Origin of the sequence: Zavarzinia sp. (genome assembly GCF_041650655.1) — a bacterium.
Classification (GTDB): domain Bacteria; phylum Pseudomonadota; class Alphaproteobacteria; order Zavarziniales; family Zavarziniaceae; genus Zavarzinia.
Map to the genome: position 1 here is coordinate 1 of NZ_JBAZKR010000116.1, position 11,112 is coordinate 11,112.

The 11,112-nt window shown below is 71.2% G+C and carries 9 protein-coding genes and 1 pseudogene; 6 read left to right on the top strand and 4 right to left on the bottom strand.

Going from position 1 to position 11,112, the window contains the following annotated elements:
- The 4 genes and pseudogenes from WC493_RS19185 to WC493_RS19200 all read right to left on the bottom strand — a co-directional run.
- Positions 1 to 1,025: pseudogene (locus WC493_RS19185) on the bottom strand (hypothetical protein); the annotation flags it as partial.
- Positions 1,022 to 3,730 (bottom strand): DUF4159 domain-containing protein, encoded by a 2,709-nt coding sequence (locus tag WC493_RS19190; protein ID WP_373067468.1) that lies wholly within the window; start codon positions 3,728 to 3,730, stop codon positions 1,022 to 1,024. The pseudogene WC493_RS19185 and the gene WC493_RS19190, both read right to left, overlap by 4 nt.
- On the bottom strand, positions 3,727 to 4,599 hold the full coding sequence (locus tag WC493_RS19195; RefSeq protein ID WP_373067471.1) for a DUF58 domain-containing protein: 873 nt from the start codon (positions 4,597 to 4,599) through the stop codon (positions 3,727 to 3,729). The genes WC493_RS19190 and WC493_RS19195 overlap by 4 nt, the downstream gene beginning before the upstream one ends.
- A 16-nt stretch (positions 4,600 to 4,615) precedes the next feature.
- The gene (locus tag WC493_RS19200; RefSeq protein WP_373067473.1) at positions 4,616 to 5,614 is read right to left on the bottom strand and encodes an AAA family ATPase; all 999 of its coding nucleotides are present in this window, start codon (positions 5,612 to 5,614) and stop codon (positions 4,616 to 4,618) included.
- A 91-nt stretch (positions 5,615 to 5,705) separates the two neighbouring features.
- On the opposite strand from WC493_RS19200, the gene WC493_RS19205 reads away from it, so the two are divergent.
- The 6 genes from WC493_RS19205 to WC493_RS19230 all read left to right on the top strand — a co-directional run.
- The gene (locus WC493_RS19205; protein WP_373067475.1) at positions 5,706 to 6,329 is read left to right on the top strand and encodes a DUF1285 domain-containing protein; all 624 of its coding nucleotides are present in this window, start codon (positions 5,706 to 5,708) and stop codon (positions 6,327 to 6,329) included.
- Positions 6,326 to 6,958, top strand: coding sequence for a CoA pyrophosphatase (locus WC493_RS19210; RefSeq protein ID WP_373067478.1), 633 nt, complete (start codon positions 6,326 to 6,328; stop codon positions 6,956 to 6,958). The genes WC493_RS19205 and WC493_RS19210 overlap by 4 nt, the downstream gene beginning before the upstream one ends.
- 2 nt (positions 6,959 to 6,960) lie before the next feature.
- Complete coding sequence (locus WC493_RS19215; RefSeq protein WP_373067480.1) at positions 6,961 to 7,236, top strand: DUF6111 family protein; 276 nt, start codon at positions 6,961 to 6,963, stop codon at positions 7,234 to 7,236.
- The gene (locus WC493_RS19220; protein WP_373067483.1) at positions 7,233 to 8,426 is read left to right on the top strand and encodes a CCA tRNA nucleotidyltransferase; all 1,194 of its coding nucleotides are present in this window, start codon (positions 7,233 to 7,235) and stop codon (positions 8,424 to 8,426) included. The genes WC493_RS19215 and WC493_RS19220 overlap by 4 nt, the downstream gene beginning before the upstream one ends.
- Positions 8,427 to 8,523: 97 nt before the next feature.
- Entirely contained in the window at positions 8,524 to 9,702 is a 1,179-nt protein-coding gene (locus WC493_RS19225; RefSeq protein ID WP_373067485.1) for a pyridoxal phosphate-dependent aminotransferase, read from the top strand.
- 147 nt (positions 9,703 to 9,849) lie between these two features.
- On the top strand, positions 9,850 to 11,112 hold a 1,263-nt coding region (locus tag WC493_RS19230; RefSeq protein WP_373067488.1), incomplete at its 3' end, for a hypothetical protein.

The following is an 11,112-nucleotide window of genomic DNA, read 5'->3' on the forward strand; positions in this document are numbered from 1 at the left end:
AGGACGGCACGCCGGGTCGGGAAGGCGATCAGCGAGAGTTCCATCACCGGCGTGCCGTCCTGTTTCTGGGGCGGCCGCAGGATGGTGAAATGGACGAGGTCGACGGAGGGATCGGACTTCAGGATGTTGCGCCAGACCCGCTCGCCCATGTGCGGCTCGCCCGAGACGAGGAGCACGCGCAGCCGCTCGCGGATGCCGTTGATGGCGACGATGGCGCGGTTGTTGGCCGGCGTCAGCTCGGCCTGACCCGGTGCGACCGAGAGGTCGAAGATATTGCTGCCGCGCCGGGCCGGCGTCACCTGGAGCTCGAAGGGCTCGCCGATCGGGACCTGGCGGGTCACGGGGGCGGTACCGTCGCTCTCGATCGTCACGGGGGCGGGAACGCCGCCCACGCGCTCGCCCGGATCACCCTCGTCGACCCGGATGCGGATCGTCACCGGCTTGCCGATCACGGCATAGGAGGGCGCTTCGAGCACGGTCAGGCGGCGGTCGCGCTCGCCCGGGCGGCCGCTCGCCAGCAGGTGGAAGGGGGCGCCGGTGGGCAGCAGGGTCGTCGCCGCTTCGGCCGGCGGCACATCGGCGGCGCGCCCATCGGAGAGGGCGACGACGCCGGCCAGGCGATCGCGTGGCACATCTGCCAGGGCCTGGCGCAGGGTAGAGATCAGGGGCGTTCCGCTGGCGTCGGAGGCGACGGTGACTTCGCGTACGTCGAGGTCCGGCAGGCGGGCCAGGCGCTCGCGCAGGGCCTGGAGGGCGGCCGTGGTCTCGGCCGGGCGCTCGCCGATCGCCTGGCTGGCCGAGCGGTCGACCAGCACGACGGCGATATCGTTCAGGCCCTTCCGCGTCTCGTCGCTGGCGATCGGATTGACCAGGATGGCGAGCAGGCCGAGGGCGAGCAGGACGCGGAGCACTGCACCCCGCGCCCGCCGCCACGCGGCCAGCGCGCTGAGCGGCAGCAGGAGGGCGGCGAGGGCGCCGATCAGCCACCAGGGCACCAGCGGGGCGGCGGCGAAATCGATACTCATTGCCCGAGCCTCTCGAGCAGGGCCGGGACATGGACCTGGTCGGCCTTGTAATTCCCGGTCAGGGCATAGATCACCAGGTTGATACCGAAGCGGAGCGCCATCTCGCGCTGGCGCCCGCCGCCATTGCCGTCCAGGGCGGCGAGCGGGCGGCCCTGGGCATCCACCGCCCAGGCGGCGGCCCAGTCGTTCGGCCCGATGACATAGCCGGAAACGCCATCGTTCTCCGGCGAGGCATTGGCCTCGACCCAGAGCGGCCCGCCCTCATAACGGCCGGGGAAGGTCTGCAGCAGATAGAAGGATTTGGTCAGCACATGGTCGCCCGGCACGGGCACCAGGGGCGGCACGTCGAGATGGGCGAGGGTCGCCTGCAGCAGCTGGTCGCCGGGCGAGCCGCCGCCGCCCGGCATGGCGCCGGCGCCCTGGGTGATGTCACGGGTATCGAAGAGCACGACGCCGCCCGCCTTGATGTAGCTGTCGATCCGCTCCAGCGCCGCCGGGTCGGGGGCATAGGCTTCCGTCATCGGCCAATAGATCAGCGGATAGAAGGCGAGTTCGTCACTGTCGAGGGCGAGGCCGACGGGATCGCCCGGTTCGACCGAGGTGCGCTGGCGCAGCGCCGTGGAAAGACCGCGCAGGCCCGCCTCGCTCATGGCGTCGGTCTCGGCATCGCCGGTCACGACATAGGCGAGATGGATGGTGCCGGCGGCATCGCCCGCCTCGATCGCGACGGCCGGTGCGCCGGGGCGCAGCAGAAGGGCGGCGACGGCGAGTGCTGCCAGCGTGGTCGGTGCCAACCGCCCGCCGAGGCGGAGCGCCACCAGGAGGTCGAGTGCCGCGAGCAGCAGGGCGAGGACGATGGCATAGGGACCGAGCGCCACGCTGGGCGCCGCTTCCGGCAGGGCGACGACGACTCCCGGCAGGTCCGGCAGGGGCGCCAAGTCGGCCAGTTCCGGCGCCAGGGCGAGGGCCCGGCGGGCGGCGGGATCGCCGTAATAGCCGGGCGGCGTGCGCGGTCCCGGCGCCGTCGTCGCGATCGCCGCGGCAGCGACCGGGCCGGCGCCCTTGGCGATGCCGCCGAGATGGCCGAAACCGTCCAGATTGGCGAGTGGCGGCAGCATGTGGTCGCCCGCCGCCGTGGCGCTCTCGCCATCCGAAAGATCGACGATCCGGCGCAGCAGGTCGACATAGAGGCCCGAGAGGGCGAGGCCCGACCAGTCGCTGTTGGCCGACGTATGGACCAGCACGATCAGCCCGGCGCCGCGCTTGCCCGCCGTGATCAGGGGCGTGCCGTCGGTCAGCCTGGCCCAGGTCCGCTTGTCGAGGTCGAGGGAGGGTTCGGCCAGGACCTGGCGATAGACCTTCACCTCCGGGCTGGGCGCCAGGCCGGCGAAGGGCGAGTCCAGCGGGAAGGGGGCGATGGTGGCCGGCTCGGTCCAGGACAGGGCGCCGCCCAGCGCCCGGTCGCCCTGGCGGATCTTGACCGGCAGCAGGTCGTCGGCCGAGGCGGCGAAACGCGGCCCGGCGAAGCGGAGCAGCAGGCCGCCCTTCTCGACGAAACTTTCGAGATCGGGACGCAGCGCCGCCGGTACCTGGCCCACGTCCGGCAACACGATGACCGAGGGCGGCGTCTTCAGCAGGCTGGCCAGGGGGGCGCGCCGGACGTCCGCAAAGGGCGACATGGCGCGTTCGAGATAGAAGGCTTCCGAGACCAGCGGGCGGATGTCCTCGTCGCCGCCCTCGAAGGCGAGGCCGACCGTGCGGCGGCGCCAGCGTCCGTCGAGCAGGCGGACGGCGGCGGCCGAAGCTTCTTCGGCGATGTCGATGCGGGTCACTTTGTTGCGCAGTTCTGGCGGCAGGTCGATGGTGACACTGGCGCCCACTTCCTCGGCCCCGAGATCCATGATGTCGCGGCCCAATACCTGGCCTTCCTCGTTCCGGGCGAGCAGGGTCAGGTGGCGCGGCCCGTCGGCCAGGGCGCGGCCGATGCCGATTTCCAGCCCGTTGTCCACCAGCGTGGGCATGCCGAGGGCGAGGGCGGCATTGCCCGGCGGCAGGTCGAGGCGGGTCACCGGGCCGAGGCGGGTCAGGCGGGTGGCGAAATCGGTGGCGGCACCGTCGTCGACCCCGTCGTCCAGCCACAGGGTTTCGCCGACGGCGCCTTCGGGCAGGTCGTCCAGCGCATCGGCGGCGGCCTTGCGGTCGACCGCCCAGGGCTTCGGCTGCAGGGCGGCGACGGCCCCCTTCATCTCGGCCCAGGTCAGCAGGGGCGGGGCCTGCATGTCGCCCTCGCCCGCGGGGGCGGTGGTCATCAGGCGGACCGGGCGGCCGGCCGCTTCAGCCGCGGCGAGGCGGGGCGCCAGGGCGGCCATGCGCTCGCGCCAATGGCTGGCGGCGGCCCAGCCGTCGTCGATCACCACCAGGAGCGGTCCCTCGCCCGAACCGGGCGGCGGCGGATTGAGCACCGGCCCTGCGAGTCCGACCACCACGAGGCCGGCCAGCAGCAGGCGCAGCAGGATGAGCCACCAGGGCGTGCGTTCCGGCGTGTCGTGGCGTTGTTCGAGGTCGAGCAGCAGGCGCAGCGCCGGAAAGCGCGTCTGCCGCGGGGCCGGCGGGATCAGGCGGACCAGCCACCAGATCGCCGGCAAGGCAGCCAGTGCGAGCAATACCCAGGGGGCGGAGAAGCCGATCGCACCCAAGGCGCTCACCCCCGCCGGCCGAGATCGGCCAGGGCGAGATAGAGCGCCAACAGGCAGCTCTCCGCTGGACGGTCGGTCCGGTGATGGATCACGGTCCAGCCGGCGCGCCGCGCCGCCTGCTCGATCGCCTCCCGGTGGGCGGCGAGGCGGGCGCGATAGGCATCGGCCAGGGTCTCGGCCCGGCCGACCAGCAAGGCGCCGTCGCCTTCGAGGCCGATGAAGCGGTTGCGCCCGGTAAAGGGAAAGTCGACCTCCGCCGGGTCCAGCACCTGAACGAGATGGCCGGCGACCCCGGCGGCGGCCAGACCTTCGACCAGGGCGGCCACTTCGGCCTCCGGCCGCAACAGGTCGCCGATCACCACGGCACGGCAGTCGCGCGGCAGCTCGGCCGGGGGCGGCAGGCTCGGCGCCGCCGCCTCAGGCAAGCTCAGGGCATCGGCGAGCGACAGCAGATAGCCACGCCCGGCATAGCCCACGCGGTCATACCCGATACGGCCGACCCGCTCGCCGCCCCGGATCAGCAGCGAGGCGAGCGCCAGGCCGAGCAGGGCGGCGCGTTCCGCCTTGGTCGGCAAATGCGCCTGGCTGCGGAAATCCATCGAGCCCGAACGGTCGATCCACAGGAACACGGTCTGCGCCGCTTCCCATTCCCGCTCGCGGACATAGAGGCGGTCGCCCCGGGCCGATTGGCGCCAGTCGATGCCGCGGATCTCGTCACCCGCTCGGTAGGGGCGGAACTGCCAGAAACTGTCGCCCAGGCCGACCCTGCGCCGCCCGTGCACGCCCTGCTCGACGGTCGCGGCGACCCGATCGGCCGCCACCAGCAGGGGCGGCAGGCCGGCGCCGAGCGCCTCGCCTTGGAGGGCGGAAACGGGCACGAAGAAAAGCCTCCGGTCAGCGCAGCGGTTCGAGCAGCCGCTCGATCACATGCTCGATGGTAATGCCTTCGGCCCGGGCCGCGAAGGAGAGCGCCATGCGGTGGCGCAGCACCGGCGCCGCCAGGGCGATGATGTCGTCCTTCGACGGCGCCAGGCGGCCGTCGATCAGGGCGCGCGCCCGGCCCGCCAGCATCAGGGCCTGGGCGGCGCGCGGGCCCGGACCCCAGGCGATCAACTTGCCGAGATCGGCACGGCCCTCGCGTCCCGGCCGGGCCGCGCGCACCAGGTCGAGGATCGCCTCGACCACCGAATCGCCGACCGGCAGGCGGCGCACCAGGCCTTGTGCGGCGCTCAGTTCGCCGGCCGTGAGCACCGGCCGGGCGGTGGGCACCTCGGCGCCGGTGGTGGCGATCAGCATCCGCTTCTCGGCCGCACGGTCGGGATAGTCGACCGCGATTTCGAGCAGGAAACGGTCGAGCTGGGCTTCCGGCAGGGGATAGGTGCCTTCCTGTTCCAGCGGGTTCTGGGTCGCCAGGACATGGAACGGGCGGGGTAGGGGATGGCGTTGGCCGGCGATAGAAACCTCGCCCTCCTGCATGGCCTGGAGCAGGGCGGACTGGGTGCGCGGGCTTGCCCGGTTGATCTCGTCCGCCATCAGGAGCTGGCAGAACACGGGGCCTTTGACGAAGCGGAAGCTCCGCTTGCCGGTCTCGTCCTCGTCCAGCACCTCGGAGCCGACGATGTCGGCCGGCATCAGGTCGGGCGTGAACTGCACGCGCCGTTCGTCGAGGCCGAGCACGGTGCCCAGTGTCTCCACCAGCCGCGTCTTGGCCAGGCCCGGCACGCCGACCAGAAGGCCGTGGCCGCCGGCGAGGAGGGTGACCAGCGATTGCTCGATCACCACTTCCTGGCCGAAGACGATCTCGCCGATGGCCGCCTTCAGGCTGCCCAGGCGCGCCCCCAGCCGGTCGATTTCCTGTACCAGGCCGTCCTGGCTGTCGCTGACGTTCGCCATCACTCTCACTATATTGAGTCCGGACGGAATCGAGGCTAACCCGAAAAAGCGCGGCAGGACCACCGCGCTCTTTTCGAGCGGACAGGACGAGATGGCAGAAAGCGAGACGCGGAAACCGGGGCCGGATGCCCAGGGCCTGGCGGCGGCGGCCAAGGCGGCCGGCGGCGGCTCGCGGGGCCTGCCACCGGTCCACCTGTGGAATCCGCCCTTCTGCGGCGACATGGACATGGAGATCCGGCGCGACGGCAGCTGGCACTATCTGAAATCGCCGATCGGCCGGGCCGCCCTGGTGCGCCTGTTCTCGACCATTCTGAGGCGCGAGGACGACGATCACTATTACCTGGTGACGCCGGTCGAAAAGGTCCGGATCCGCGTCGTCGACGCCCCCTTCCTGGTGGTCGGGGCCGAGATCGAGGGCGTGGGGCCGGAGCGGGTGATTCGTTTCCGCACCAATGTCGAGGACGAATTCACCCTGGACGAGGCCCATCCGCTCCGCGTTTCGATCGATCCCGCGACGGGCGAACCCTCGCCCTACGTCCTGGTGCGCGGCAGGCTGGAAGCCCTGATCGCCCGCGCCGTTTTCTACGACCTGGTCGAAGCGGCGGAGGAACGGGTGGGAGCGGATGGCGTCGCCGAACTCGGCCTCCGGTCCGCCGGGCGCTTCTGGTCGCTCGGCCGGCTCGACGGCAAGGCCGCGGGGGAGAATGCCGCGTGACCCGTGCCGACATCGCTGCCCGGCTGCGCCATACGCTGGACCGGAACGAAAGGGTGCTCTCCGCCCTCCGCCCGACGATTTCCGACTACGATCTCAATCCGGGGCTCCGCGACCTCGTGCCGGGGGAGCGCGAACTCCGCCCGGCCGCCGTGCTGGTGCCCCTGGTCGAGCATGACAAGGGCCTCACCGTGTTGCTGACAAGGCGGACCGACCACCTGAAGAACCACGCCGGCCAGATCAGTTTTCCGGGCGGCCGCATGGAGCCGGGCGACCGGGACCCGATCGACGCGGCGCTGCGCGAGGCACGGGAGGAGATCGGGCTCGACCGTGATTTCGTCACCGTCGCCGGCTTCCTCGACGCCTATGAGACGGTGACGGGCTTCCATGTCACGCCGGTGGTGGGCTTCGTCCGCCCCGGCTTCACCGTGACGCCCGACCCGGCCGAAGTGGCCGACGTCTTCGAGGTGCCGCTCGACTTCCTGATGGACCCGGCGAACCGCCAGCGTCACAGCCGCGACTATGCCGGTGTTACGCGCTATTATTACGCCATGCCCTTCGGCGATCGTTACATCTGGGGGGCGACAGCGGGCATGTTGGTCAATCTGGCCATGCGTCTAGGCCGGGGGTGACCATGGGCAGGATCGTTCTTCTCTACGCGGCGGCCATTGTGCTGCCCTTTGCGGCCTATCTGTTCTGGCTCCGCTTCGAAGCCTGGCGCGAGCGGTTGCCGGCGGCGTCGCGGCCGTTGCCCTGGGTGCCGCTCTTAGCGGTCGGCCTTCTGCTCGTCATCGTGGTGACCCTGGGCGAAGCCTTCCTGGGCGGCGACACTGCGGGCGGCACCTATGTTCCCGCCCGGGTCGAGGACGGCAAGTTGATCCCCGGCCATATCGAGGCGGCACCGAAATGACTGCGCTGCCCGCCCGCCTGCTGCCCGACATTCTGCCGGCGGGCGGCTTCCGGGACTGGCCTTCGGTGACCATGGTGGTGGCGGCGCTGACCGCGCAGGGCACGGCGGTGCGCTTCGTCGGCGGCTGCGTGCGCGATGCCCTGCTGGGCCACGAACCGAACGACATCGACATCGCGACCCCGGACCAGCCCCAAGTGGTGATGGCGCTGGCGCGCGAGGCCGGGCTCCGCGTCGTGCCCACGGGGATCGACCACGGCACGGTCACCGTGATCGCCGACCACCAGCCGGTCGAGGTGACCACGCTCCGCCACGACGTCGAGACCGACGGCCGCCGCGCCGTGGTGGCCTTCACCGACGATTGGGCGGCCGACGCGCTGCGCCGCGACTTCACCATCAACGCCCTCTATGCCGATCCGGACGGGCGCCTGCACGATCCCGTGGGCGGCCTCGCCGATCTCGCCGCGCGGCATGTGCGCTTCATCGGCCGCGCCGTCGACCGCCTGGCGGAGGATTACCTTCGCGCGCTTCGCTTCTTCCGCTTCCATGCCCGCTTCGCCGAAGGCCCGCCGGACGGGGAGGCGCTGGCCGCGATCGCCGATTGCCGCCAGGCCCTGACCCGCCTCTCGGCCGAGCGGATCGCCTCGGAAGTTTTGAAGATCCTGGCCCTGCGGCGCGCGCTCGAAGCCTTCGGCCTGATGCGCGACTGCGGCGTGCTCGCCGTCATCCTGCCGGAAGCGGCCGATTTCGCCCGCCTCGAACGCCATGTCGAAGGGGCGGATGCGCTGCTCCGCCTCGCCGCCCTGCTGCCGGACGAGGCCGAGGTCGGCAAGGCGCTGGCCACTCGCCTTCGCCTGTCCAAGGCCCAGGGCGCGCGGCTGGCGGGGGCGCTGACGCCGCTGCCGCTGGCCGGGGGCGACGCCTGCCTGCGCCGGCTGATCCATGTCGCCGGTCGCCAGGCGGTCGCCGACCGCGCGGTGCTGCAGGAAAGGGGCGCCCTTTCGGCCCGGATCGAAGCCCTCGACGTGCCGGAATTTCCGCTTCGCGGCGCCGATCTCCTGGCCGCCGGGGTGCCGGGCGGACCTGCCGTCGGCCGGCTGCTCGCCGAACTCGAGGAATGGTGGCTGGACGCCGGCCTGCTGCCCGATCGCGACGCCTGCCTCGCCGAGATGCGCCGCCGCCTGAAGGCCTGAGACCTGCAACGGGCTCATGGCCTTTCCCCGGCCCTGCGGTGGCAGGGGGCGGCGGCGGCCGTTATGGTGGGCGACTTTCTATTTCACGGGTTTCGTCATGCATTTCTCGTCACGGGTCGGACGTCTGGGCGGCAAGGGATCGACCGCCTGGGAGATTCACTTCCGCGGGGTCGAGGCCCAGCGCCGCGGCGAAGAAGTGATCCTGCTCAGCGTCGGCGATCCCGATTTCGATTCGGCGCCCAACATCAACGCCGCCCTGAAGGCCTCGCTCGATGCCGGCGACACCCATTACGGCGACATCCCGGGCCATCCGCACCTGCGCGAGGCGATCGCGAAATATCACACCCGGCTGACCGGCCAGGAAGTGACCTTCGAGAATGTCGTGGTCATGGCCGGCGCCCAATCCGCCATGTTCGCGGCCGCCCAGGTCCTGCTGGGCGAGGGCGATGCGGTGATCGTGCCGTCGCCCCGCTATGTCACCTATGAGGCGCTGATCGGTGCTGCCGGCGGCTCGATCGTCGACGTGCCGCTGCTGCCGGAGCGCGGTTTCCACCTCGACCCGGCGGACCTCGAGCGCGCCGCCTCGGCCCCCAACGTGCGCGGCATCATGCTGACCACGCCGAACAATCCGACCGGCGCCGTGATGACGCGGGAAGAGGTCGAGGCGGTGGCCGATGTCGCCCGGCGCCGCGACCTCTGGGTCCTGACCGACGAAGTCTACGCGAGTCTGGCGCACGAGCGGCCCCATGTCTCGCCCGCCAGCCTGCCCGGCATGGCAGACCGTGCCATCACCGTGTGCAGCCTGTCGAAATCCCATGCCATGACCGGCTTCCGCATCGGTTGGGCGGTAGGGCCGAAGGACTTCGTCGCCCATTACTGCCGCCTCGTGCTGTGCATGATCTATAGCTGCCCGCCCTTCATCCAGGCCGCCGCGATCGAGGCGATCGAGGGCGACCAGGCGCCCCAGGCCAAGATGCGTGAAGCCTATCGCCAGCGCGGCCGCCTGGTCTTCGACCGGATCGGCCAGAGCCCGCATCTGACCTGCACCCGGCCGGAAGGCGGCATGTTCGTGATGATCGACGTGCGCCGCACCGGCCTCACCGCCCAGGAATTCGCCGAAGGTCTGTTCCAGGAGGAAAAAGTCACCACCCTGGTGGGCGACGCCTTCGGGCCGGAAGCGGCGGGCCATCTGCGTCTCTCCATGACTTACGACCTGCCGGTGATGGAGGAAGCCTGCCGCCGTATCCTCCGCTTCGCCGAGCGCCACACGGCGTGACCCGCGCCGGCCCCTGAACTATCCTTTCGGACAGGTGCCGGCAGCGGCGCCGCGGGCAGACTGGCGGCGGTACCCCGCGGCAGCGGGGCAAGAAAGACGGTGCACCCGGCAAAGATCGGGGCCGACAAGAAGATCCGGGAGGGACGCGTGGGCGGCCGAGAGAAATTCACGCCACCTGTGTTCGATATAGCGCTGGTTCGCCGCCGCCGCCTGATCGAGGCGGTGACGGCCAGCATAGCCGACAATACGGTGACCCTGGTGGTGGCGCCCACCGGCAGTGGCAAGTCGGCCCTGCTGGCACAGGCGCTGCAGGCCTGGAACGCCGCGGGCGGCGAGGGCGCCTGGTATGCCTGCGACGATTTCGATGCCGAGGCCGGGCGCTTCCTGTCGATGTTCGAGCAGGCGGTGGCCGGCGGCGCCGTGCCTGGGGATGACGGCCACAGTGCCATTCAGGCCCTGCTCTCCGCCCATGATCCAAAGGGCCTGGCCGACATGATCGTGGCGTCCGGGCGCCGCACCGTCGTCTTCATCGACAATTTCCACCTCTGCGACAGCGAGGAGACGGCCGGCGCCCTGGACGTCCTGCTGCGCGAGAGCCGCGGCCTTCTCCATGCCGTGATCGGCGCTCGTCGCCTGCCGCGGCTGACCCTGGGCCACCTGCGCCTGCGCGGTCTGGTGCGCGAATTCGACGCCGCCGACCTCGCCTTTTCGGCGGGTGAGGCGCGCGACCTGATCGGCTGCGACTGCCGCGCCGACGACGATGCGGTGGACCGCGTGATCCGCCGGACCGAAGGCTGGGCCGCCGGGCTTCAGCTCGTTCGCCTGCTGGTCCAGGCCGGCACCAGCCTGCGCCGCCTGGCCGAGGATTTCTCGGGTGCCGACAAGGATGTCGGCCAGTTCCTGAACGAGGAGGTCTTCCGCATTCTGCCGCCGGGCTTGCGCCTCTATCTCCAGCAGGTGGCGCCGCTCGACAGCATCACGGCCGAGCTCTCCGAGGCGGTGACCGGCGATCCCGAGGCCCGCCGCCATTTCCACGAGACCCAGGAGCGCAATCTCTTCGTCATGCGGATGGACCGCCAGGGCAGTCAGATCCGCCTGCACGCCCTGTTCCGCGATTTCCTGCGCGACCGGGCGGCGCGCAGCGATCCCGGCATGGCGGCGCGCTCGCTGCGCCAAGCGGCCCATTGGCACCATGCCCGGGGCGACCTGATCGAGGCGATCGACTATGCCTTCCGGGCCGGCGACCTCGTGCTGGCGGCCGGCTGGATCGAGGCCAGCGCCGCTGAACTGCTGACCCGCCGCGGCGAGACTGCGCGTTTCCTGACTTGTGCCGAGCGCCTCTCGGCCGGTGGGGTCGACCGCCCGGGGATCGTCTTCTGGCGCATCTGGGCCACCATGTTCTCGGGCGAC

Coding starts and splice junctions, on each gene's coding strand:
- WC493_RS19200 (WP_373067473.1), bottom strand. CDS start 5,614: ATGGCGAACGTCAGCGACAGCCAGGACGGCCTGGTACAGGAAATCGAC.
- WC493_RS19205 (WP_373067475.1), top strand. CDS start 5,706: ATGGCAGAAAGCGAGACGCGGAAACCGGGGCCGGATGCCCAGGGCCTG.
- WC493_RS19215 (WP_373067480.1), top strand. CDS start 6,961: ATGGGCAGGATCGTTCTTCTCTACGCGGCGGCCATTGTGCTGCCCTTT.
- WC493_RS19220 (WP_373067483.1), top strand. CDS start 7,233: ATGACTGCGCTGCCCGCCCGCCTGCTGCCCGACATTCTGCCGGCGGGC.
- WC493_RS19225 (WP_373067485.1), top strand. CDS start 8,524: ATGCATTTCTCGTCACGGGTCGGACGTCTGGGCGGCAAGGGATCGACC.